Below are 22,779 nucleotides of genomic sequence, written 5' to 3' on the forward strand. Positions count from 1 at the left end.
AAAAGGAAGTCAGGCAAGACCCTGCAGAGCAAAGCTCGAAGCGGATTGTTGACTTCTCCGCGGAAAGCGAGTTTGCGCAGGGCTCCTCAACCTCTTTATACGATTACATTATATGTAAAAATCCATCCTATAAATATAAGCACTTTTTCAGTGGATTCCGGTACTTGTCCAACGAAATCCGTCCGCCTAGAGTGGATTCGAGCACCTCTGTTCGAAAAAAAATCAAGAATTTTATGAATTCTTACGTATAATAAAACGACCGCAAAAAATATGCGGTCGTTAAGTTAATTGATTATGCGTCGTAAACAGTAACTTCTTTCATAACGTCACCTTGTTTAATTCTATCTACTGAATCAAGACCTTCAATTACCTGACCAAAAACAGTATGAACACCGTCTAAGTGCGGCTGTGGGTCAAGCACTAAGAAAAATTGACTTCCACCAGTATCTTTACCCGCGTGAGCCATTGAAAGACTTCCTTTTTGATGTTTATGAGGATTTCCTTCTGTTTCACATTTAATTGTATAACCCGGTCCGCCTGCACCAGATCCATTTGGACAACCACCTTGTGCTACAAACCCTGGGATCACACGGTGCAAATTTAATCCGTTATAAAAACCGTCATTAGCAAGTTTCTCAAAGTTAGCAACCGTACCTGGTGCTTCGTCGGGATAAAATTCAATCACTACTTTTTCTCCATTTTCAAACGTAATTTCACCTTTTTTCATATCTAAAACCTCCATAGTATTTTTAATTATGTACACATTCTTTATTTTACACTAGTTAAATACAGAAAGAAACTAGATAGCATTTTATCTAGTTTCCTCTACGTTATTAAACTATTTTTTATACCGTACCTTCTACCCGATTCTGTCCCTTCACAGCACTATAACGACGTTCATGCCGAACAAGGTCTTCTAATGATTCTCGTTCTATAACACATTCATGCTCTCCGTTTTCAACAAAAACTACCGCTGGACGTAATATGCGATTATAATTATTTGCCATGGAATAACCGTATGCACCTGTTGAAAATACCGCTAAAATATCCCCCTGTGTAGTCTGTGGCAAGGAAATATCCCAGATAAGCATGTCTCCACTTTCACAGCACTTACCGGCAATACTGACAACCTCTGTATTTTCTTCGTTAGCTTTATTTGCAAGAACCGCTTCATATTCAGCCTGATAGAGTGCCGGGCGAATATTATCAGTCATCCCGCCATCAACTGAAATATAGGTGCGAATGTCGGGGATGTCTTTTCTACTTCCTATACTGTAAAGCGTTGTACCTGCTTCTCCAACCAAAGCACGACCTGGCTCAATCCAAATTTCCGGTACTGGCATGTCTAATTTCGCTGCTTCTTCTTTGGCTTTGTCAACCATATAATCAATATAAACATGGAGAGGAAGAGGGTGATCCTGGTCACCGTATCGAATCCCAAAACCACCACCTAAATTAAGTACATTTGGATAATAATCTAATGTTTCTTTCCAAGCAGCTAAAGAACGGTAAATTTCTTTCACAGCTTCCTGGAATCCTTCCGCTTTAAAAATTTGTGAACCTATATGGGAATGTACACCCTGTAAAGTTAAAAAGGAATGAGATAATATCATTTTTATAGCTTTCTTCGCTTGCCCACTGTTTAAATCAAAGCCAAATTTAGAATCTTCTTGACCGGTTGAAATATATTCATGTGTATGGGCTTCGACACCTGGAGTAATTCTGATCAAAACATCCATCTTCGTTTTGTTTGTTTCTGTTATCGCCATTAACCATGCCAATTCTGTGAAATTATCCACAACAATACAGCCAATTTTTTCCTTCACTGCCATTTCCAGCTCATCCGGCGTCTTGTTATTTCCGTGAAAATGGATTCTGTCTACAGGGAAGCCTGCCTGCAATGCTGTGTAGAGCTCACCACTTGAACAGACATCCAAACTTAAGCCCAATTCATCGGCCAATTCGACCATCGCTATGCAGCTGAACGCTTTACTAGCATATGCTATTTGATAATTTACACCTTGATTTATAAATGCTTCCTGAAACTCATGTGCTCTATTTCGAATATCTTTCACATCGTATACAAATAGTGGTGTACCATATGTTTCCGCAAGGGTAGTGGCATCTACCCCGCCAATTGTCAAATGACCTTCTTGGTTGACACTACTAGTACCATAAAAACCCATCTATATCACTCCTTATCAGCAAACCCTCTCGGTTCTTTTATATATGAATAAAAAAAAGAATGAATGCGAAACACATCCATTCCTCTTGGTTTTCGATTAGTCCATCGGTTTCCAATAGGATAGTGCTCCACTACAAACGCAGTGACAGTGCATAGTTTATTCAACTATACCCCAGCAAGCTAAGTCAAGGAAACATAGCTGCTTCGGCAATTCGACCTTTCCTCTGTTTTCATAGCTGTCCTGAAGCTCCAACAGTATACTTTTTCGAGATTGCACCTCTACCTAATTACAAGTTTTTATTCATTTTGTTAAACAATAGCATAGTTAAATTATTCACGCAACAACTTTACGTTTTTCTCTGCTTTATTGAATCGACTGGATGGACAACGCTAGGTCTTATCCGTTTAAGCGGAACTGCTTGACGTATAAAAATATCTATTGCAGCTTTAGGATAAAGCGGTAAAAATGGCCACAAATATGGCGCATTTAACGCTTTTCTTCCGGCTAAATATGCGAGTGAAATCACACAGGAGATAACAAGTCCCGGGACACCGAAAAAACCTACTGCAAGTATTAAACCTAATCGAAGTAATTTTATTGCTACCCCCAGCTCATGACTAGGTGTGGCAAAGATGCCTATAGCAGCTACTGCTACGTACAGAATTACTTCTGGGACAAATAGTCCAACTTGAATGGCAATGTCACCAATTAACAGGGCAGCGACAAGACCTAATGCAGTAGCCATCGCGGTTGGGGTATGAATCGCTGCCATTCTTAACAGTTCGATTCCTAATTCTGCAAATAATATTTGTCCAAATATAGGTATATTTCCGTTCACTTCATTTGGTCCTATAAATTCAAGGTTAGCAGGTAATAGACCGGGATCTTTAACTACTAATAACCAAAAAGGCAAAATGAATAAGGAAAACAAAATCCCTGCAAAACGTATCCACCTCATAAAGGACCCAACCAAAGGTGCTTGTCTATATTCTTCTGCATGCTGTACATGATGAAATAATGTTGTTGGCAGAATGATCACACTGGGAGAAGTGTCTACAAACAAAATGACATGACCTTCAAATAAATGGGTTGCCGCTACATCTGGTCTCTCTGTATATCTAACCATCGGAAAGGGATTCCAGCCTTGTTTTACTAGAAATTCCTCGACCATTTTATCTGCCATTGTTAAGCCGTCTATATCAATTCCATCTAATTCTTTTTTAATTACTTCTACCAATTTTGGATCGACTATCCCCTCGATGTAAGTAATACAAATATCTGTTTTTGACCTTTTGCCTACCTGGGTCATTTCATTTCTAAGTCTTTCATCACGAATCCTTCTTCGTGTCAAAGCTGTGTTTTCGATAATATTTTCTGTAAATCCATCACGACTCCCTCTTATTACTCTCTCTAGATCTGGTTCCTCTGGTCCTCGACCAGGATAGCTCCTCACATCGACTATGATTGCTTCTGATTCACCTTCTATTAAGATGAACACCAGGCCTGAAAGCATCTCTTTTATAGCGTCTTCCAGAATTTCAGTCATTTTAACTTGAACATGTGCCAAATGATTCTGAATTTCTTTACGAGCATCTAGTTTTTTAGAGTGAGTCGTGTCAAGAAACATTAATTCTTTGAGTATTTCAATTACGTAGTCAATATCACATAATCCATTTGTAAAATAAATCTGAACGTCCTTATCTAATATATGTAATTTTCTAACGTCTACATCAAAGCTTTTTCCGATTCCAACTCTTCTTGTAATTTCCGCTTCATTAACAAGAATGTTAGGTGATATTTTGGGCTTTTTATCTGTTTCTTTTTGTGATTCACCCATATTAAAAGTCCCCTTTCTATTGTGATCACACATAGTATGAGTGAATAAGGAAGAATCAATACAAAAAAAACAACTCAACTTTATTCGTTGAGTTGTTCCTTTAATTGTAGTAATATTTTTTTCTCCAGCCGTGATACTTGAACCTGTGAAATTCCCAATCTAGTAGCCACTTGAGATTGCGTCTGATCTTTATAATAACGTAAAAAAATAATTAGTTTTTCGCGTTCCGACAATTTTTCCACTTCTTCTTTAAGCGCTATTTTTTCAAACCACTCCGAATTGCTATCATCAGAGATTTGATCTAATATTGTGATTGGTTCCCCATCATTTTCATATACTGTCTCATGAATAGAAGCCAATTGTCTGCTCGCTTCCTGGGCAAAAACAACCTCCTCAGGTGAAATGTCTAACTGTTTAGCAATCTCTTTCACTGTAGGAACTCTACCAAGACTTTTGGATAATTCATCACTCATTCTTCGAATATGATTAGCAGTTTCTTTAATCGACCGGCTTACTTTCACTGTTCCATCATCTCTTAGAAACCGCTGAATCTCTCCTATGATCATTGGAACTGCATATGTGGAAAACTTTACGTTAAAGCTTAGGTCAAATTTATCGACAGACTTTATTAATCCAATACACCCGATTTGATATAAATCATCCTGGTCGTATCCCCGGTTCATAAAACGTTGCACCACAGACCATACTAATCTCGTATTATGGTGAACAATTTTTTCACGTGAAGCTTTATTACCACTTTGAGCTTCTTTAATTAACTTTTTGACCTCTTTATCTTCTAGGTGTTTCCGTTTTTCTTTTTTCACATTGGCACTCATCATAAAATCCCTCTCAATTCGCTAGTGCTTTAGAATTTGAGAGACGTTTCGTCAAGGTTACCGTTGTCCCGTTCATTGGTTCTGATTCCACTTGCAAATTGTCCATAAAGTTCTCCATAATGGTGAATCCCATTCCACTTCTTTCAAGTTCAGGTAATGACGTAAATAAAGGCTGCTTCGCTTCTTCAAGATCATTGATGCCTCGTCCCTCGTCCCGAACAATCAAGTGAACCGTTTCTCCTTCTAACATTACTTCAATATAAATTGTTCCTTCGTTGCCTTCTCCATAACCATGAATAATCGCATTCGTTACAGCTTCACTCACAACCGTTTTGATTTCAGTTAACTCATCCATTGTTGGATCCAACTGTGTGACAAATGCGCCTACGGATACTCTGGCAAACGATTCATTTTCACTAATTGCTGAAAAAGATAATTCCATCCGATTATTCATGACGCCACCACTCCTAAACTGCTTAATCCTTCTCGCTCGTTGGATGTAATTGAAACAATTTTATATATCCCCGAAAGTTCGAATAACCTTTTAACCTGAGGAGAAATGCAACACACGACCATTTCTCCTCCCATTGCCTGCACTCTCTTATAACGACCTAGAACAACCCCAAGTCCAGAACTATCCATAAAAGTTAATTTTTCTAGGTTTAATAGTACATGAGTTAAATTATTTTCAGATAAAGCAGCGTCCACTCTTTCCCGCAGATTAACTGCAGCGTGATGATCAAGTTCCCCAACAAGACGCACGCATAAAACTTCTTCTCTTTTTTCCAAGTCAATCAATAAATTCATGTTTCAACCTCTCCTTCTCCATTTTCTTCACCACATATTTAAAATGGTTTACGTAGCTAATTCCATCTATTTCTCTTTATTTCCTTCTCAAAAACAAAACTAGTGCTACTTCGCTAAAACAATTCAAATTTAGCATTTTTCTCTAAGAGGCATTTCCAAAAAGAACTTCACTTGTTCGTTTCATCAGTCTCCAAAAAGAAGCTTCTTCCACATCGTCCGTGGCAATAAGCGGCATAGATAGGAGAGTCTCACCATCTCTTTCAAGCGAAATAGTGCCTAACTCATCGCCCTTTTGAATTGGTGCTCGTACATCTTCTTTCCACACTGTCTTTTCTAATAACCCATCTGTTTTTTCTCCTTTTTTCATTAGAATCGAAACAGGTTCTTTTGCACTAACACTTACGCTAGATTCAGCACCTTTATCAACCTTTACTTCACCTAGAATATCTGTTGCTTCATGCTGAGTGTGAAGGGCGAATTGACTGTATGCATAATCAAACATTTCGGTAATTTGGCGATTTCTCTCTTTTGGAGATGGAGCACCCATGACGACAGCGATCATCCTCATGCCATCTTTGTTCGCACTAGCAGTCAAACAATACATTGCTTCTCTGGTGAATCCAGTCTTCAATCCATCTGCACCAGGATAAAATTTAACTAATTTATTCGTATTAACTAACCAGAAAGGGTTATCTGTATTTTCTCTCAAATAATCTTCGTACAAGCTCGTGTACTCCGTAATTTCCTCGTGTTTTAATAATTCCTTTGCCATCACTGCCATATCGTAAGCCGATGTCTCATGATTAGCAGCTGGAAGGCCGTTCGTATTCTGAAAAGTAGTATTTTCTAATCCCAGTTCCTTTGCTTTTTGATTCATTTCTTTCACAAATTCTTCTTCAGATCCTGCCAAAAACTCAGCCATTGCTACAGTCGCATCATTACCAGAGGCAATAGCAATCCCTTTCATTAATTCTTTGACTGTCATTTCTTCCCCAGGTTCCAGAAAAATTTGTGAACCACCCATAGAAGCAGCTTTTTCACTGACGCGAACTGTATCTTCCCAAGTAATTTCCTCGTTATCCAACGCTTCCATAATTAACAACATTGTCATAATTTTGGTCATACTTGCCGGTGGAAGCTTTTCTTGACTATTTTTTTCAAAGAGAATTGTCCCCGTATCCCTCTCCATTAAAATAGCAGATGTCGCTTCTTCCGCAAACTCATGCTGATCTTCTTCCGCATTCGCTTGATTCATTGGTGTTAAAAAAACAAGGGTCGTTACCAAGCCAATAAGTATTTTTTTCACACGTATCCCTCCGATTATTATCAATCTATGCCATTCTATTTTCTCCAAAAAATCTAGTCTTATTCTTTAATGAATTTATTTCTTTATGAAAAACTTTCATACACCTGTTTATGGAACCTCATTCAAATAAAAGGATTGTTCTTAGAAGAATAAACCGAAGATATCAAAAGCGGCGACTCTAGCAGAAATAACAATAGCTTCAGAGCTATGTTAACAGAGGAAGAGGCATGTTCATTTCACGAGGAGGTAGAATTAAAAAAAGCCGTCAAGGAAAGTTGGTTAACTTTCCTTGACGGCTAAACTTTAAAACTTTACGTGATAATGTCATACACTAATGTAGGAGCAGAGACTGGATCAGATGAAAAGTGATAAGAAGCTAACACTTTACTCTTCGAATCAATGACATCTTTTTGATTCGAATAAATAGTAGCTAAAGATTCACCTTTTTTAACGGAATCTCCTATTTTTTTATGTAACTCGATTCCTACAGCAAGGTCAATCACGGAGTCCTTTGTAGCGCGACCAGCTCCTAATACCATTGCAGCGGTCCCTATATGATCAGCTTCTATACCTGATACAAATCCATCTTTCTCAGCAAGGACAGATTCTTTAAAGGATGCTTGCGGAAGTTTTTCTGGATTATCGACCACAGAAGGATCACCTTTTTGCGATTCAATAAATATCTTAAATTGCTCTAAAGCTTTACCTGAATTGATGGACTCTTCAAGCATCTCCCGCGCTTCCTCTAACGTATCTGCTTTACTGGCAACTACTACCATGTGACTGCCTAATGTTAAACATAAATCCGTTAAATCTTCCGGTCCCTCACCTTTTAACGTATCAATTGCTTCTTTCACTTCCAATGCATTTCCTATCATAAAACCTAACGGCTGGCTCATATCTGATATGATTGCGGACGTTTTACGACCAAGATTATTACCAATTTGAACCATCGCTTCCGCTAACTCTTTTGACTGAGACAATTCTTTCATGAATGCACCAGCACCTGTTTTTACATCAAGGACGATACCATCAGCACCTGATGCAATTTTCTTGCTCATGATTGAACTCGCAATAAGCGGAATCGAATTAACCGTAGCTGTTACGTCCCGCAGGCCATAAAGCTTTTTGTCTGCTGGGGTTAAGTTTTGCGTTTGACCAATTACCGCTGCTTTATTCGTATTTACTAGGTCAATAAATTCATCATTTGTGATTTCTACACTAAAACCTGGAATGGCTTCTAATTTGTCAATTGTGCCACCTGTATGACCAAGGCCACGACCACTCATTTTAGCTACAGGAACACCTAAGCTAGCTACAAGAGGAGCTAATACCAGCGTCGTTGTATCTCCTACCCCGCCAGTGGAATGCTTGTCGACTTTTATACCTTTAATTGCTGATAAATCTATCGTATCCCCAGAGTGGACCATTGCTTCAGTTAAGAAGGCACGCTCCTCCTGTGTCATGTCCTGGAAAAATACTGCCATTGCCCATGCACTAATTTGATAATCTGGAATTTCATCCGTAGAATAACCATGAATAATAAAATCGATTTCTTCCTTCGTATGAGCTTGACCGTCCCGCTTCTTTTCGATTAAGTCTACCATTCTCATGATTCATTCCTCCTTATTTTTTTACCCAAAGACTCTCATCTCCACTTTTTAATATCTCTTTAACGAGTTCTTTAAAGCGGGGTTTTGCTTTCGCCGCAACTTCCATGACTTCCTCATGAGTAATTCCTTCGATTGTTTCTCCGATTGCCATATCAGTAATACAAGATATCCCGAGAACATTCATGGACATATGACTTGCCACCATCACTTCAGGTACCGTAGACATTCCTACGACATCTGCACCAAATTTCCGCAGCATGATTAATTCCGCTCCAGACATGTATGTTGGACCACTTACAGCCACATACACTCCTTGTTGAAGGGTTTGACCAAGCTTCTTTCCTGTTTCTAATGCAAACTCTCTCAAGGTAGAAGTATACGCTTGACTCATATCCGGAAAACGAGGTCCATAATCATCAAGATTTTGACCAATGAGAGGGTTTGCTCCTGTAAAGTTTATATGGTCGTTAATAACCATTAAGTCACCTGGTTGGAAGTTTTCATTCATCCCTCCACAAGCATTCGTCACAATCAAAACATGACACCCCAGTTCTTTCATCACACGAACTGGAAAGGTTACTTGTTGCATCGAGTATCCTTCATAAAAATGAAACCTTCCTTGCATAGCAACAACTACTTTTCCTTCCATCTTGCCAATAACTAGTTGCCCTTTATGTCCTTCTACTGTCGAAGAAGGAAAATGTGGAATTTTATCAAAAGGAATGATTAAAGCATCTTCAATTTCATCGGCTAATTCTCCAAGCCCAGAGCCTAAGATCATGCCAATTTTAGGTTGAACGTCGATTTGCTTTCTTATCCATTCTGATGATTCATGAATCATCTCTGAAGTTATCATCTTAATTCTTCCATTCGGCCATATTTAGGACAATTTGTTTTACATAAGAAAGAAAATCTGCTTTTACTTGTTCCGTCGTCTCCATCACTTCGTCATGCGTTAATGGCTGATCCAAAATTCCAGCTGCCATATTAGAAATGCATGAAATTCCTAAAACATTCATGTCACTATGTCTGGCAACAATAACCTCTGGAACGGTAGACATGCCGACTGCATCTCCTCCAAGTGTTCGAAGCATGTGAATTTCGGCAGGGGTTTCATAGGTTGGCCCTGTATTACCCACATAAACGCCTTCTTGAACTTTGAAATTCATATCTTTAGCTACCTGATGAGCCAACTGAACAAGCTCTGCCGTATACGCTTGTGACATGTCAGGGAAACGCACGCCAAGCTCGTCATTATTAGAACCTATCAGTGGATTGTCACCAAACATATTTAAATGATCTTTAATAATCATCAAATTACCAGGCTCGAAAGTTTCGTTAATTCCCCCGGCAGCATTTGTAACAATTAATTGTTCAACACCAATTGCTTTCATTACTCTAACCGGAAGAGTTACCAAATCCATTGAATACCCTTCGTAGTAATGAAATCTCCCTTGCATAGCTACTACTGTTTTCCCTTGTAATTCACCTATGACAAGTTGGCCTTTATGACCTGTTACTGTAGAAGTTGGAAATCCGGGAATCTCTTGATATGGAATATGAATAGGTGATTCAATTTCCTCTGCCAACATTCCTAAACCTGAGCCTAATATAAGTCCTATCGAAGGTTTGGATACAAGTTGTTTTTCAATATACTCTTTTGCGTCTTTGATCATTTCACTATTTGACATCTGCCTCAGCTCCTATTTTAATTCTTGTAAAAAACTTTTCCCTATACTTGGTAAATTAACCTCAAAATTATCCGCAATGGTTGCACCTATGTCTGCAAATGATTTTCTAGTTCCTAAAGATTTTCCGTTTTTCATTTTTGTATTATAAACAAGTAAGGGTACATATTCTCTCGTATGATCCGTCCCATGGTGGATAGGATCGTTTCCATGATCAGCTGTAATGATTAGTAAATCGTCTTCTTTCAGCTTCTCCAAAATCTCAGGTAACCTTGCATCATACTCTTCTAACGCATCACCATAACCTATAGGATCTCGCCTGTGTCCAAATTTCGCATCAAAATCTACAAGGTTCAGAAAACTAAATCCTTTAAAATCCATCAGCAAAGACTCTGACAATTTATCCATCCCGTCCATATTTGAGGTTGTTCTTAAGGATTTAGTAATTCCTTCTCCATCATAAATATCGGATATTTTCCCTATTGCAATGGACTCATAGCCTTGATCCACAAGTTCATTCATGACAGTTCTCCCAAATGGTTTAAGGGCGTAATCGTGACGATTCGATGTTCGTTCCCAATTTCCGGGCGAGCCTAAAAATGGTCGTGCAATCACTCGTCCAACCATGTATTTTTCATCTAATGTTAGTTCACGAGCCATTTCACAAATTTCCCAGAGCTCTTCAGGCGGAATAATCGTTTCATGTGCTGCAATTTGTAGAACAGAGTCAGCAGATGTGTATACAATAAGCCCCCCCGTTTTCAAATGTTCTGCACCTAATTCCTCTAGAATTTCAGTGCCTGACGCAGGTTTATTACCCAATACTTTTCTGTTCGTTCTCTGCTCTATTTCAGCAATCAACTCTTTTGGAAAACCGTTAGGAAACGTTCGAAAAGGTTGGTCAATGTGAAGTCCCATAATCTCCCAGTGCCCTGTCATTGTATCTTTACCTACGGAAGCCTCTTCCATTTTACCAAAATAAGCTTTTGGACTTTCCGGTTTTGCACAGCCTTGATATTCTTTCACGCAGGGTAAGCCTAGTTGGTCCATGTTTGGCATTTTTAAACCATCCTTGGCTTCTGCAATATGTCCTAATGTATCTGCGCCTATATCGTTGAATTCCTTTGCATCTGGTGACTCCCCGATTCCTACAGAATCCATCACAACCAAAAAAACGCGTTGATAACGTTTGCTCATTATAATACCTCCTAAAATGTAACTGTATCTATGGTTACTATACCCTGATCCACTAAAACTACCGCAAATCCCTTGATGTCTGAAGTCAGACCTCTGATTTGTTTTTTAAATCCTTTTAAGCTCTTGGATGATATTGCGAGTAAACTTCTTTCATTCGAACTTTAGTAACATGTGTGTATATTTGCGTCGTTGAAATATCTGCATGTCCCAACATCTCTTGAACCGCTCTTAAATCAGCTCCATTTTCTAATAGGTGTGTTGCAAATGAGTGCCTTAATGTATGTGGAGTAAGTTCTTTTTCAATACGAGCATCCTTTGAAATTTGTTTTAATACTTTCCAAAAACCTTGGCGACTCATTGACCTTCCATGATGGTTAACAAATAAAAAGTCATGATCCTGCTTTTTGGATAACTTAGGCCGACTAGTTTGCAAGTATTTCTCTAAGCTTTCACTCGCGACTTGTCCTAAAGGAATAATTCTTTCTTTGTTCCCTTTCCCAATGCACCGAATAAATCCCATATGTAGATGAATATCAGCTAATTTCATCGTACAAAGTTCGGTTACTCGAATTCCCGTTGCGTATAGAAGCTCTAGCATTGCTTTATTTCTCATACCTAATGGAGTTCGTTCGTCTGGTGCTTCCAATAACATTTCTACTTCTGATGTGGATAAAACCTTTGGTAGATTTTTATCTGGCCGAGGGCTCTCAATATGTAAAGTTGGATCATGTGAAATGATCGATTCCCTTTGCATAAATTGATGAAAAGAACGAATTGTTGAAAGCATTCTCGTTGAGGAAGAACTTGCTCTCCCCAACTCTTTAAGATGTTTCAAGAACTGAAGAATAGTGGATTTTTGAATTGCTTCTACAGACTGTATTCCTGCCTGATTTTCAATAAAACTGAGATACGTTGATAAATCTTTTTCATAAGCTTTTGTTGAATTTGTTGCAAGACCCTTTTCTACAATTAAAAATTGAATAAACGCTTTCAGATGCTTTTCCAATCTTTTATTCCACTCCTCTACGCTCTACTCTATTCTCCTTCAGTTAAAAAAATCCGTAATCGATCTGTAAACGTCACATCTTTCTTCTCATCAAATGATGAAATTTGAAAGACTTTCAAAGCTTTGCCTTGTGGTTCCTCATATCGATCGTATTGTTCATATACATCGCTCACCCATAGAATACCATAATAAAAAACAATGGTGCACCCCATGAACAAGAAAAACACCCAAAACCCTTGAAATATTTGTTTTACTGATCTCATTTTATATCCCTCTTTTAGTAATAACGTTACTAAAGGATATGCCAAGCTATTAACATTGTATACCTGGATGAGGGAGGAATTTCAAATATTAAGAGATTAATTTGTGGTCGTTCATTTCCTCTTCTATTTATCAGGATAGCAAAACGGGAAATGCGTTCGTTCACCTGTTAACCTAGTTATTAAGTTTTAACCATAATTGTGTAAAATATCGTACCCCTAGACGAGTACATGGATGTTTTATGTAAATGTATAAATATGTTCAAAGGTTGTAAGAAAAAGCGTAGCGTCTTTAAATAAATACACCATGAGCTTTCGCCACCCCTACTAGTAGCTAGTAGCCTAACTTTAAAATAAAAAATCAAGTAACCTAGTAGTCACTTGATTTCCTATTTATTTACACCGATGACAAATCCCGTGGAAAGTAAGTCGATGATCTTTGATTTCAAAATTCCAGCGATCCTCTACGACTTTTTCTACATCTTCCAAGAGGTCTTCTTGAATTTCATCTACCGAACCACACTCAATACAAACTAAATGATGATGAAAGTGCGCTGCTCCTTCTTGACGCAAGTCATATCTAGAAACACCATCACCAAAATTAATTTTATCAACTACTTTTAATTCAGTCAGCAATTCTAGTGTTCGATAAACGGTAGCTAGTCCAATTTCAGGATATTTCTCCTTTACCAGCATATATACATCTTCAGCACTAAGGTGGTCATCTTCGTGCTCAAGTAAAACTCTAACGGTTGCTTCTCTTTGAGGTGTCAATTTATAACTTTGCGAATGCAACTGTTTTTTTATGCGTTCAATACGTTGCTCCATGTAATTTCCCCCTGCCACTCGCTCACTCCAAAACCGAAGGAAAACCGTTACCAACGATACTTTCACAGGAGTAAGAATGTTATTCTCAATCCATTATACTATTTGAGAAAAAAAAGTGTCAAATGAGAATCGTTATCATCTTTTATTTATAATTATTACTAAGTGATAATGAGTACTTTTTTATAACAAGTGAGTGACAATAAATTTCATCACACTAGGAGAAACAAATGCTTCATAAAGCGAAACCACAACCAATCCACCGCTAACTAAAAGTAAAAATAATGTATAAGCGATAAAATGCGTGAAAACAGATTCTTTCCCTCGTCCAATAATTTGTCGCCATATTTTCAAGGAAAAAGTGGTTGCTACAGCAGCAACAATGATGAACAAAGGAATAAGCACGATATTCTGGGGAAATACGGCTGAAAACGCAAATATAAAACCTTCAAAACCCATTTGATCTACTAAAAACCCAACTGTAAATCCTACCATTAAACCTTTTATAAATAAGAGTATATAAATAACCGGTAACCCAATAACAGACAAACCCAGTAACCAAATACATCCTATAATTTTAATATAATAAGCAAAGCTTTGCGTAAAAACTTCTGTAGCATTGGCAAATTCTCCACTGTCTACCTCACTAAAAAACAACGTAAGATATGCATACAAGTCATTTTTTTGTGTGAAATTCATGCTATTAACAATAACTGCTCCGAAGATCACACCCATTAGAATTAAAACGATAGAAAAGATATACGTAGCTTTATTCCCTGATAGATGGGTGAATATCCGGTTACGTCTCATGTGAAAATGTCTCATCCAATTCTCCTCATTTCTTCTCCGAATCACTCTCTATCAGAGTCTATGAAAAGAAGGAATCAACTATGACGGTTTAAATAAGAAAATGGTTCATTTCAGCAATTCGATAGAAGAAAATTACCATTATCTCTAGTAACTAATTTTCAATCTAGTATTTAACCCCGCAGCTTCCAATATTGGACAGCATATATTGTTTTTGCATCATGAATTTCTTCAGATTCTATAAGTGCTTCCGCTTCTTCTAGAGTTACATCTATCCGCTCTACAAATTCATCTTCATCCATATTTACCATACCTTCCCCTAATCCTTCTGCCAAATAAACATGAACAAGTTCATCGGCAAAACCTGGACTAGTATAAAACGAATGGAGTTTTGTCCAATTTTCCGCTTGTACGCCAGTCTCCTCCTCAAGCTCACGCTTTGCACACTCAAGAGGATCTTCTCCTTTTTCTAATTTGCCAGCCGGAATTTCTGCAAGTACTTTCTCCAAAGGTTTCCGAAATTGCCTAACTAGAATAAGTTTATTTTCAGGGGTGAATGCTATCACTGCCACTGCACCTGGATGATGGACCACCTCGCGTTTGCTTTCTTTCCCATTCGGCAAAGTTACATCTTGAACTTCGAGATCAATAATTTTCCCTTGAAAGATTGGTGTCGTTCGAATCGTTGTTTCATTTAACTTTTCAGACATTTCATTTCCTCCGTTCTTTCATTTCTACTTATTATTGTGTATTCTACGTATATCTACTATACATAGACATTCTAAAGTTTAAAAGAAATAAATAGGATTACTTTAGCAAAAATAGGGTAAAAACATATTAGGGGTGATATTAAAATGAAGCAAAATAAATTAGGAACTTCAGACTTATTTGTCTCTGAAATTGGTCTAGGCTGCATGTCATTATCAGATGACCACTTACATAATGAAAAAATTATCCACGAGGCAATAGACCGTGGCGTGAATTTTTTTGATACTGCAGACCTTTACCAGCTGGGTTTTAATGAAGAAACGGTCGGAAAAGCAATTAAAGGTAAGAGACATGATGTTATTTTGGCATCAAAAGGCGGAAATGAGTGGGGGGAAGGAATTGATGGGTGGCGATGGAACCCAACTAAGAATTACTTAAAAGAAGCCTTAAAAAACTCTTTGCTTCGTTTGGATATTGATTATCTGGACCTTTATCAGCTCCATGGAGGGACCATTGATGATCCTATAGACGAAACCATTGAAGCATTTGAGGAATTAGTTCAGGAAGGAACTATAAGATACTATGGTATTTCTTCGATTAGACCAAACGTCATCAAAGAATATGCTGAGAAATCAAATATAGTCAGTGTGATGATGCAATACAGTCTTCTCGATAGACGCCCGGAAGAATGGTTCAGCCTTCTAGATAAACACGGTTTGTCTATGATTGCAAGAGGACCTGTATCAAAGGGACTTTTAACAAATGACTTTGAACGGAAAATCACTGAAAAAGGGTTCCTAGACTATTCTGAAGCAGAATTACGAGCTACCTTAGAAAAGCTCAATACTCTTGCTGATGCCAACACAATGAGCAGTCAGCAATTATCATTAAGATATATTTTGGACCAGTCACAAGTAGCTACCGCCGTAACTGGGGCAAGTACTTCTTCCCAATTAATTGAAAATATTCAAAGCTCAAATGTTAGTCCATTATCCGTGGAGCTGACAAAAGAATTAGAAGCTCTATTCAAAGCTTCCGTTTATGAAAACCACAGAAATTAAGTTAAAAGTTATGTGAAGCTTGTTTTATTAAACACTAAGTCTCCTCTATAACAAATTTCTAGAGTCTTAAGGTTCACTATAAAAAAGGTAGGATCTACGGTATATTTGACCGAGTGATCCTACCTTCATTTTTTGGGGTTCAAACTATTTTGATTCAAAACTTTCTCTTACATCCAAAAAGTAATTCTCTAACATCTCATAGTCAATTTCGCCCAGTCGTTTCACTGCGATTCGACCATTAGGATCAATAATAAGCGTAGTGGGATATGCATGTAACTCAAAGGTGTCTTCTACAATTCCTTTTTCATCAAGAGCAACATAAAAAGGTATTTGAAAATCAGTCACAAACTGTTCCACATCACTCATATTCTTTTCTGTATCTGTAAGATTTACACCGATCATTTCAACATCGTCGTCTCGATACTTTTCGAAGAAGTCTATAAAATCAGGCATCTCATCGCGACAAGGTGCGCACCATGTTGCCCAAAAATTCACAATGACATAACTCCCTCTTAAATCTGAAAGGCTTACCTCATCATTCTCCTCGTCCAATGTTGGTAAAATAAAATCCGGCGCTATCATTCCAGTACTAGTACCTGTCTCACTGCTTTCTTCATATTCTTCAAACTCATCGCTTTGGTTTTGGATTTCATTTTCGATCCCCCCAGTTTCAACGAATTCATCGAGTCGTTGTTGATTATCATCTAACGCCTTATCCTGTCGGCTATCTACAATGACAAAAGCACCTATAGCAACAGCTGCAACTAAAATTGCAATCGATACATACCTCTTTAAAAACATACTACCTCCTCAACTTCCAAAATAATTAAAATAAATATTTCGGAATTAAAACGTCCTTATTATTATATGATAATTCAGCAGGAATTTAAAAGAAAATAATTTTTCATAATAAAACATACTTTCTTGTTCTTAACTTTGGTAAAATAAGTATTGCTTATTATGTGAGTATAAACTACAAACAATTATATTAAACAGGAACAGAAGAAAGGAAGATTTATTTGACGTTATTTGAGGCGATAGTATTTGGAATTATTCAAGGAGTTACCGAGTTTCTTCCCGTATCAAGTTCTGCACATATTGTGATCACTCAGCTCGTATTTGGTTATACATTTCCTGGACTAGCATTTGAAATTTATTTGCATTTAGCATCCGTATTAGCTGTTATTTTATATTTTTGGAAAGATGTATGGGATGTGATTCAAGGATTTTTCAATTTCGTGATTAAACGTTCACCAAAAGATCGGGTGCAATTTTATTTTGGATTGTACATCCTGATCGCAACTGCTCTAACCGGTATTTTAGGTAAACTGTTACAAGATGCTCTTGGTGCTAACCTTAAAACGCCGGCAATGATAGCTGGATCTTTATTCCTCACTGGTTTAGCATTAATTTTCATTGAACGTTTTCATAAAGTCGGGAATAAAGATGAAAGCTCAATGACTTTTATCGATGCAATCATCGTTGGTTTAGGACAAACCTTGGCAGTTATTCCCGGAATTTCTCGTTCTGGGTCCACTCTTGTAGTTGGCCTTTTAGTCGGCTTAAACCGCGAAACAGCTGTTCGTTATTCATTTTTGTTAGCTATTCCGGTTATTTTAGGTTCTACAGTCTTAGCTTTCGAGGACTTTTCAGCAGCAGCCTTTGCATATATCGGTCCATTGAACCTCGTTGTTTCGTTTGTCATTACGTTTGTCTTTTCCATTCTAGGTATTATCTGGCTAATCGATTTTCTTAAAAAGAGTAAACTAATTTACTTTGCAATTTATTGTTTTCTATTAGCAATTTTTGTTTTAACTATGATCGACGGCAACGTGATAATGGAAGTGTAATAAGAAAAACGGCATAGCCGTCTTTTATTAATTACAGCTTGATCTTTAAAGCCACCCCGAGTAGCACCTACGAAGTGCGTGTAGGTGCTACTCGAAAGGAGGATGAACTTCCCTTGATGCGTGTGGCGTAAAGATAGCTGTCATTTTATACTTTCTAGCAGTCTATCGAAGTGTCTTTAATATCTCTTATCATAGACTGTGGTACAAATTCTTAAAATGGTAAACTCTTCGGGAGTTTGCCATTTTTTATTTACTTGGTATTGTTATAACTTACTTTCTCACCATTTTTTCATTGGCTCAATTCAACTAGCTGTTTTCTGATTAACCAAGTCTGTGGTTTACTTAATTAATTAGCCTCCATTTACAATGTTACCTTCTTTTGCATAACTAAACGGTACAAGAAATCTATACAAATGGACGCTTTCCGCCGCCAAACGCTTTAGCCTTTCCCCTCTTCGATCATTTCTATATAAATAACACTCATTTTACGATTCGTTTCAAAATTAACTGAAAATTTTAATTCTAACCCATTCTCAGCGTCATAATCCGTACGATATTAAATATATTAAGTATTTCATTCGGAAAACAGGTTGCTGCTTAAATTAAATATGTTATAATCAATTCGTTGTTAAAAAATCAACTCGTATAAAAGTGAGGATATGGCTCACAAGTTTCTACCAGGCTACCTTAAATTGCCTGACTACGGGATGTAAAAAATCATCTAAAGCTATGCCATTGATATGTACACATACATAATTTTGGACTATAGTTGTTTCCTCATTTGTTACAGGTGGAACTCATGATTTTACTCCCCTCTAGTTAGAGACGTGAGTAAAATCATGAGTTTTTTTGTATTTGAATTTAATTAAAGGAGCGATATGTCATGGATGTGCTTAAAAAAACCATATTAAGCGAAGGAAAAGTCATTAATGAAGGAGTACTGAAGGTTGATTCCTTTCTGAATCACGCCATTAAACCTTCTTTAATGAAAGAAATAGGAGAGGAATTCGCTATGCTATTTAAGAGGGATAATATTACTAAAATAGTAACCTTGGAATCATCTGGTATTGCGCCTTCTTTAATGACGGCTCTCTCCCTGGACTGTGATCTTGTTTTTGCAAGAAAAAGAAAATCTCTTACTATGACCGATCATCTCTATTCAGCAAGCGTCCATTCATACACAAAACAGGTAACGAATGAGATTGCTGTCAGCAAGGAACTGATAAGCCCCGAAGATAACATTTTAATTATTGATGATTTTCTTGCGAATGGACAAGCCGCACTCGGCTTAGCGGATTTAGTACACCAGGCGAATGCCACACTGATTGGATTCGGTATTGTCATTGAAAAATCATTTCAACCTGGCAGACAAATTCTGGAGGATAAAGGCTATCGTGTAGAATCACTTGCAAGAATCGCTAACCTTTCAAATGGAACTGTTTCATTTGAAGACGCAACTATAAAACTTTAGGAGGAACAACATATGACAACTACGACGATCAAATACCCTTGGTTTAAACGAGAAGATATCGATGCATTTTTCGCATTATTTCAAAATAACTTAGCAAATTTCGTCATCATTGTAGTTACTTTGCTTGGCATGGGATTTCCGCCTAGTTTAGTGTTCGGAAAAGTAATTCCTGGTGCTGCAGTGGCAGTAATTTTCGGTAATATCTATTATGCATTTATGGCTAATCGTCTAGCAAAAAAAGAAAATCGGACCGATGTTACCGCGCTATCTTACGGTGTAAGTACACCAGTCATGTTTATCTTTCTTTTTGGAGTACTTGTTCCCGCAAATGCACTTACAAATGATCCAGAATTAGCTTGGAAAATTGCTCTCGCTGCTGCATTTATCAGTGGTTTTATAGAGGTTTTAGCCAGCTTCACAGGAAGATGGGTGCAACGAAATATACCACGTGCTGCTATGCTCGGGGCATTAGCTGGTGTAGCACTAACATTTATTGCCGGGGAAATGTTATTTACTTCCTTTGAGATGCCAGTGGTTGGATTAGTAGTACTTGCTGTCATTCTTATAGGGATCGTTGGCAAGGTTGCCCTTCCTTTTCGAATTCCTGCTTCCCTGTTTGCAATGATCATTGGAACTTCCCTCGCATTCGGATTAGGCTACGTAGATACTGCTGCTATTAATGAAGGCTTTAGCCATTTAGGATTCTATCCAATTTTGCCTTCTCTTGATCTTATAGAAGGGTTTCAATATTTGTTTGGTGCACTTATCGCTTTATTTGCTGTTATTTTACCTATTACTATTTATAATGCTGTGGAAACGATGAACAATGTAGAGGCGATGAAAGCAGAAGGAGATGACTATGACGTTCGGGAATGTCAAGCTGTCGATGGTGTTGGAACGATGCTTGGTGCTGTTTTCGGCGGAATGTTCCCTACCACTGTTTATATTGCCAGCGTCGGCTCTAAAAAGATGGCTGCCGGTCGCGGGTACAGTTTATTAAACGCTATTGTTTTCTTGATCACGGCATCCTTTGGAATTATCGCTGCATTAAGTGCGATTATTCCTGTTGCGGTAGTAGCACCTATCCTTGTTTTTGTTGGAATATCCATGGTTTCTTCGGCATTCAGTACTAATTTAGAAAAATATTATCCAGCTGTAGCAATTGCCATGCTGCCTTATTTTGCTAATTACTTAATGACTCGATTTAACAATCCCGTGCCGGAAACTATTGCTGAGCTATCACCAGGAATTGTTCCACTTGGGGAAGGTGCGATGTTTACGGCTATTATTCTAGGTGCAATAACGGTATTTATCATTGATCATGAGTTCCACCGTGCAGCCATTTTTTCTTTCGTAGGTGCCATTTTAAGTTTTATCGGTCTGATGCATGCCCCCAACATGGCATTCGGAGCAGCAATGGATTATGCGCTAGGATATGCATTAGTTGGCGTTCTATTTAGTCTTTATTATTTAGTCGGTATAAAATCAAAAGAAACCGTTCATCAAGAATCTAAAGCGGCGTAGTCGTTCTAGTTAAAACCTTTTTTAGTTTTTCCTGCTAATCTAAATATACTTTATTTCGAAAAAAGATGAGTCAAAAGGTTATGATACCTTTTGACTCATCCTTTTTATTTTTGCATGTGCGGTATTACTGTTTGAATAGCTTTTGCCACTCCGTCTTGTACATTGGTAGCTGTAACTAATTTACATATCTTTTTTATCTCATCTTCGGCATTGCCCATGGCCACGGGAAACCCAGCAACTTCCATCATAGATACATCATTGAAATTGTCTCCAATTACCATCGTATGTAAAACATCAATCCCGTAATACGAAGCCATCACTTCAATGCCTTTTCCTTTCGTTGCATCTTTGTGGGTGATCTCCAGATTATCTTTCGCGGATGCACTTATCGCCACATTCAAATTAAGCTCCATCGCATCTTTCACTCGATTACGTCTGACATCATCTGTGGAAAAAGCAAGTATTTTAAATAATTCTGTATTTTCTTCTTCTAATACAGACTCATAACTTTCTGTCCGATTAATGGCACCTACTTCAAAACGTTTTTCAGCGAGTTTTGTGGCTTCCTCTTTAGAGGAAAATTCTCCGGTTGTTTCTAATAAGTCAATGACTAGTTCAAGGCCTTTCTTTTCGTTATCAGTAAAGGCACCTTTAGAGGTATAGATTTCAAAATATATATCCTCTTCTCTTAACATAGCTGCCATCGTTTTGAATTGGTCATCAGACAATGTTTGCTGATGAAGGACTTTACCGTCTTCGCGGCGAATGTCCGCTCCATTTGCACAGATAAGCGGCAATCGCAATCCAGCTTCTTTTAATGGGGAAAGAGCTTCAGTGTAATCACGTCCAGTTGCGACGATGACCGTTTTCCCTGCTTTTTGTGCTTCTAAAATTGCTTCGACATTGGCTTTGGATACATTCCGGCCGTCATTTAATAATGTACCATCCATGTCTGTGGCTATCATGTCTATTCTGTTCATAGCTGCACCTCATTCTAATTAACATCATCATTGATGATACCCCTGTTGTGAATTAATTTCAATGATTGTAGATCATTTTCCTTGTCATGCCGCCATCAATAGTAATATTTTCTCCATTGATAAAATCGTTTTTGGAATCCGCTAGAAACAAGCAAGCTCTGGCGATATCGTCTGGAGTGCCAACCCGATTCGACCAATGCTGGCTATGATCCTTTTCTCTTAATTCTTGATAATTTTCCGTTTGAATCCACCCGGGGCTTATTGTATTCACTTGTATACCTAATCCTGTTAAACTCGAAGCTAAAGCATGAGTTAGAGCAATGATGCCTCCTTTTGACGCTGCATATGCCTCACTTCCAGGCTCAGACATACTAGCTCTAGTTGAAGCTATATTAATGATAGAGGATCCTTTATGCATGAGTTTAGAACCCAATTTTGAGAAAAGCATTACACTTGTAAGGTTTGTATGAATTACTTCTTCCCAATGATCCATTGTAAGCTCATCAAGTGGGATAAAAGATGAAATTCCTGCATTATTTATTAAGGAATCAAGAATGACATTTTCTTGTTTTAACTTATCGAATAACCGATATATTTCTTCTTTTTTTGATACATCTACGTTTATAAAACGAGCATGATATCCTTTTTCAGTTAATCGTGCTACTAATCCTTTCCCAGCTTCTTCTTTCTTATCAATGATCCAAACTTTCGCACCTTGTTCCAAAAAGGCCGTTGCAATAGCTTTTCCGATTCCATTTGCTCCACCTGTAACTAAAATTTCTTTTCCCTGCCATTTCTGCATGATTATCTCTCCTTG

Annotated in this window: 24 protein-coding genes and 2 riboswitches; of the genes, 5 read left to right on the forward strand and 19 right to left on the reverse strand. The window is 37.7% G+C overall.

Translation table 11 applies throughout. From position 1 onward, the window contains the following. On the forward strand, window positions 1–251 hold a 251-nt coding region (locus tag ACHABW_RS05850; RefSeq protein WP_435754474.1), incomplete at its 5' end, for a hypothetical protein. 41 nt (window positions 252–292) lie between these two features. Here the strand turns inward: ACHABW_RS05850 and ACHABW_RS05855 are convergent. The 16 genes from ACHABW_RS05855 to ACHABW_RS05930 all read right to left on the reverse strand — a co-directional run bounded on the left by ACHABW_RS05855 (window position 293) and on the right by ACHABW_RS05930 (window position 15,078). Beyond that, complete coding sequence (locus tag ACHABW_RS05855; protein ID WP_435754475.1) at window positions 293–727, reverse strand: peptidylprolyl isomerase; 435 nt, start codon at window positions 725–727, stop codon at window positions 293–295. 118 nt (window positions 728–845) lie between these two features. Continuing rightward, a complete protein-coding gene (gene lysA, locus ACHABW_RS05860; protein WP_435754476.1) occupies window positions 846–2,186 on the reverse strand; it encodes a diaminopimelate decarboxylase in 1,341 nt (446 codons plus the stop codon). Window positions 2,187–2,298: 112 nt separating this feature from the next. Then, window positions 2,299–2,475: riboswitch (Lysine riboswitch) on the reverse strand. Between the two features lie 57 nt (window positions 2,476–2,532). After that, entirely contained in the window at window positions 2,533–4,023 is a 1,491-nt protein-coding gene (locus ACHABW_RS05865; RefSeq protein ID WP_435754477.1) for a spore germination protein, read from the reverse strand. An 80-nt stretch (window positions 4,024–4,103) separates the two neighbouring features. Continuing rightward, a complete protein-coding gene (gene sigF, locus ACHABW_RS05870) occupies window positions 4,104–4,859 on the reverse strand; it encodes an RNA polymerase sporulation sigma factor SigF (protein WP_110937572.1) in 756 nt (251 codons plus the stop codon). A 13-nt stretch (window positions 4,860–4,872) separates the two neighbouring features. Further along, a complete protein-coding gene (spoIIAB, locus tag ACHABW_RS05875) occupies window positions 4,873–5,313 on the reverse strand; it encodes an anti-sigma F factor (protein ID WP_435754478.1) in 441 nt (146 codons plus the stop codon). Beyond that, window positions 5,310–5,666 (reverse strand): anti-sigma F factor antagonist, encoded by a 357-nt coding sequence (gene spoIIAA, locus ACHABW_RS05880; RefSeq protein WP_110935179.1) that lies wholly within the window; start codon window positions 5,664–5,666, stop codon window positions 5,310–5,312. Before spoIIAA ends, spoIIAB begins: the two co-directional genes overlap by 4 nt. A 142-nt stretch (window positions 5,667–5,808) precedes the next feature. Continuing rightward, the gene (locus tag ACHABW_RS05885) at window positions 5,809–6,972 is read right to left on the reverse strand and encodes a D-alanyl-D-alanine carboxypeptidase family protein (protein ID WP_435754479.1); all 1,164 of its coding nucleotides are present in this window, start codon (window positions 6,970–6,972) and stop codon (window positions 5,809–5,811) included. Between the two features lie 311 nt (window positions 6,973–7,283). Then, on the reverse strand, window positions 7,284–8,585 hold the full coding sequence (locus tag ACHABW_RS05890) for a pyrimidine-nucleoside phosphorylase (protein WP_435754480.1): 1,302 nt from the start codon (window positions 8,583–8,585) through the stop codon (window positions 7,284–7,286). 13 nt (window positions 8,586–8,598) lie between these two features. Continuing rightward, window positions 8,599–9,441 carry a purine-nucleoside phosphorylase gene (locus ACHABW_RS05895; protein ID WP_435754481.1) on the reverse strand — a complete coding sequence of 281 codons (843 nt, stop codon included), beginning with the start codon at window positions 9,439–9,441 and terminating at the stop codon, window positions 8,599–8,601. Between the two features lies 1 nt (window position 9,442). Next, window positions 9,443–10,276 (reverse strand): purine-nucleoside phosphorylase, encoded by an 834-nt coding sequence (locus ACHABW_RS05900; RefSeq protein ID WP_435754482.1) that lies wholly within the window; start codon window positions 10,274–10,276, stop codon window positions 9,443–9,445. 12 nt (window positions 10,277–10,288) lie between these two features. Beyond that, complete coding sequence (deoB, locus tag ACHABW_RS05905) at window positions 10,289–11,470, reverse strand: phosphopentomutase (protein WP_435754483.1); 1,182 nt, start codon at window positions 11,468–11,470, stop codon at window positions 10,289–10,291. A gap of 115 nt (window positions 11,471–11,585) precedes the next feature. Beyond that, window positions 11,586–12,476: a site-specific tyrosine recombinase XerD gene (gene xerD, locus ACHABW_RS05910; protein ID WP_435754484.1), complete on the reverse strand. Its 891-nt coding sequence runs from the start codon at window positions 12,474–12,476 to the stop codon at window positions 11,586–11,588. Window positions 12,477–12,505: 29 nt separating this feature from the next. Continuing rightward, window positions 12,506–12,739 carry a YqzK family protein gene (locus tag ACHABW_RS05915; RefSeq protein WP_435754485.1) on the reverse strand — a complete coding sequence of 78 codons (234 nt, stop codon included), beginning with the start codon at window positions 12,737–12,739 and terminating at the stop codon, window positions 12,506–12,508. A 390-nt stretch (window positions 12,740–13,129) separates the two neighbouring features. Beyond that, window positions 13,130–13,564: a Fur family transcriptional regulator gene (locus tag ACHABW_RS05920; RefSeq protein ID WP_110935172.1), complete on the reverse strand. Its 435-nt coding sequence runs from the start codon at window positions 13,562–13,564 to the stop codon at window positions 13,130–13,132. A 180-nt stretch (window positions 13,565–13,744) separates the two neighbouring features. Further along, entirely contained in the window at window positions 13,745–14,386 is a 642-nt protein-coding gene (gene spoIIM / locus ACHABW_RS05925; protein WP_223292218.1) for a stage II sporulation protein M, read from the reverse strand. A 155-nt stretch (window positions 14,387–14,541) separates the two neighbouring features. Continuing rightward, the gene (locus ACHABW_RS05930) at window positions 14,542–15,078 is read right to left on the reverse strand and encodes an NUDIX hydrolase (RefSeq protein WP_435754486.1); all 537 of its coding nucleotides are present in this window, start codon (window positions 15,076–15,078) and stop codon (window positions 14,542–14,544) included. A gap of 144 nt (window positions 15,079–15,222) precedes the next feature. Between ACHABW_RS05930 and ACHABW_RS05935 the strand changes: the two genes are divergently transcribed. Then, on the forward strand, window positions 15,223–16,137 hold the full coding sequence (locus ACHABW_RS05935) for an aldo/keto reductase (protein WP_435754487.1): 915 nt from the start codon (window positions 15,223–15,225) through the stop codon (window positions 16,135–16,137). A 144-nt stretch (window positions 16,138–16,281) separates the two neighbouring features. Here ACHABW_RS05935 and ACHABW_RS05940 read toward each other — a convergent pair whose 3' ends face one another. Beyond that, on the reverse strand, window positions 16,282–16,938 hold the full coding sequence (locus ACHABW_RS05940; protein WP_110935169.1) for a TlpA family protein disulfide reductase: 657 nt from the start codon (window positions 16,936–16,938) through the stop codon (window positions 16,282–16,284). A gap of 218 nt (window positions 16,939–17,156) precedes the next feature. Between ACHABW_RS05940 and uppP the strand changes: the two genes are divergently transcribed. From uppP to ACHABW_RS05955, 3 genes are all read left to right on the forward strand, one after another. After that, the gene (gene uppP, locus ACHABW_RS05945) at window positions 17,157–17,987 is read left to right on the forward strand and encodes an undecaprenyl-diphosphatase UppP (protein WP_110935168.1); all 831 of its coding nucleotides are present in this window, start codon (window positions 17,157–17,159) and stop codon (window positions 17,985–17,987) included. 621 nt (window positions 17,988–18,608) lie between these two features. Continuing rightward, window positions 18,609–18,710: riboswitch (purine riboswitch) on the forward strand. Window positions 18,711–18,870: 160 nt separating this feature from the next. Further along, window positions 18,871–19,458, forward strand: a complete 588-nt coding sequence (locus tag ACHABW_RS05950) for a xanthine phosphoribosyltransferase (protein WP_435754488.1) — start codon at window positions 18,871–18,873, stop codon at window positions 19,456–19,458. Window positions 19,459–19,470: 12 nt separating this feature from the next. Further along, window positions 19,471–20,982, forward strand: coding sequence for an NCS2 family permease (locus ACHABW_RS05955; protein WP_435754489.1), 1,512 nt, complete (start codon window positions 19,471–19,473; stop codon window positions 20,980–20,982). 104 nt (window positions 20,983–21,086) lie between these two features. Here the strand turns inward: ACHABW_RS05955 and ACHABW_RS05960 are convergent, their stop codons facing one another. Both ACHABW_RS05960 and ACHABW_RS05965 read right to left on the reverse strand, forming a co-directional pair. Then, window positions 21,087–21,962, reverse strand: a complete 876-nt coding sequence (locus ACHABW_RS05960; protein WP_435754490.1) for a Cof-type HAD-IIB family hydrolase — start codon at window positions 21,960–21,962, stop codon at window positions 21,087–21,089. A gap of 58 nt (window positions 21,963–22,020) precedes the next feature. Further along, on the reverse strand, window positions 22,021–22,764 hold the full coding sequence (locus ACHABW_RS05965; protein WP_435754491.1) for an SDR family NAD(P)-dependent oxidoreductase: 744 nt from the start codon (window positions 22,762–22,764) through the stop codon (window positions 22,021–22,023). Window positions 22,765–22,779: the final 15 nt, after the last annotated feature.

This window comes from Salipaludibacillus sp. CF4.18 (genome assembly GCF_051262595.1).
GTDB lineage: Bacteria > Bacillota > Bacilli > Bacillales > Salisediminibacteriaceae > Salipaludibacillus > Salipaludibacillus neizhouensis.

What these genes read in the sequence shown, in the direction of transcription:
- ACHABW_RS05855 (WP_435754475.1), bottom strand. Translation starts at nt 727, where the DNA reads ATGAAAAAAGGTGAAATTACGTTTGAAAATGGAGAAAAAGTAGTGATT.
- lysA (WP_435754476.1), bottom strand. Translation starts at nt 2,186, where the DNA reads ATGGGTTTTTATGGTACTAGTAGTGTCAACCAAGAAGGTCATTTGACA.
- ACHABW_RS05865 (WP_435754477.1), bottom strand. Translation starts at nt 4,023, where the DNA reads ATGGGTGAATCACAAAAAGAAACAGATAAAAAGCCCAAAATATCACCT.
- sigF (WP_110937572.1), bottom strand. Translation starts at nt 4,859, where the DNA reads ATGAGTGCCAATGTGAAAAAAGAAAAACGGAAACACCTAGAAGATAAA.
- spoIIAB (WP_435754478.1), bottom strand. Translation starts at nt 5,313, where the DNA reads ATGAATAATCGGATGGAATTATCTTTTTCAGCAATTAGTGAAAATGAA.
- spoIIAA (WP_110935179.1), bottom strand. Translation starts at nt 5,666, where the DNA reads ATGAATTTATTGATTGACTTGGAAAAAAGAGAAGAAGTTTTATGCGTG.
- ACHABW_RS05890 (WP_435754480.1), bottom strand. Translation starts at nt 8,585, where the DNA reads ATGAGAATGGTAGACTTAATCGAAAAGAAGCGGGACGGTCAAGCTCAT.
- ACHABW_RS05895 (WP_435754481.1), bottom strand. Translation starts at nt 9,441, where the DNA reads ATGATAACTTCAGAGATGATTCATGAATCATCAGAATGGATAAGAAAG.
- ACHABW_RS05900 (WP_435754482.1), bottom strand. Translation starts at nt 10,276, where the DNA reads ATGTCAAATAGTGAAATGATCAAAGACGCAAAAGAGTATATTGAAAAA.
- deoB (WP_435754483.1), bottom strand. Translation starts at nt 11,470, where the DNA reads ATGAGCAAACGTTATCAACGCGTTTTTTTGGTTGTGATGGATTCTGTA.
- ACHABW_RS05915 (WP_435754485.1), bottom strand. Translation starts at nt 12,739, where the DNA reads ATGAGATCAGTAAAACAAATATTTCAAGGGTTTTGGGTGTTTTTCTTG.
- ACHABW_RS05920 (WP_110935172.1), bottom strand. Translation starts at nt 13,564, where the DNA reads ATGGAGCAACGTATTGAACGCATAAAAAAACAGTTGCATTCGCAAAGT.
- spoIIM (WP_223292218.1), bottom strand. Translation starts at nt 14,386, where the DNA reads ATGAGACATTTTCACATGAGACGTAACCGGATATTCACCCATCTATCA.
- ACHABW_RS05930 (WP_435754486.1), bottom strand. Translation starts at nt 15,078, where the DNA reads ATGTCTGAAAAGTTAAATGAAACAACGATTCGAACGACACCAATCTTT.
- ACHABW_RS05935 (WP_435754487.1), top strand. Translation starts at nt 15,223, where the DNA reads ATGAAGCAAAATAAATTAGGAACTTCAGACTTATTTGTCTCTGAAATT.
- ACHABW_RS05940 (WP_110935169.1), bottom strand. Translation starts at nt 16,938, where the DNA reads ATGTTTTTAAAGAGGTATGTATCGATTGCAATTTTAGTTGCAGCTGTT.
- ACHABW_RS05950 (WP_435754488.1), top strand. Translation starts at nt 18,871, where the DNA reads ATGGATGTGCTTAAAAAAACCATATTAAGCGAAGGAAAAGTCATTAAT.
- ACHABW_RS05955 (WP_435754489.1), top strand. Translation starts at nt 19,471, where the DNA reads ATGACAACTACGACGATCAAATACCCTTGGTTTAAACGAGAAGATATC.
- ACHABW_RS05960 (WP_435754490.1), bottom strand. Translation starts at nt 21,962, where the DNA reads ATGAACAGAATAGACATGATAGCCACAGACATGGATGGTACATTATTA.
- ACHABW_RS05965 (WP_435754491.1), bottom strand. Translation starts at nt 22,764, where the DNA reads ATGCAGAAATGGCAGGGAAAAGAAATTTTAGTTACAGGTGGAGCAAAT.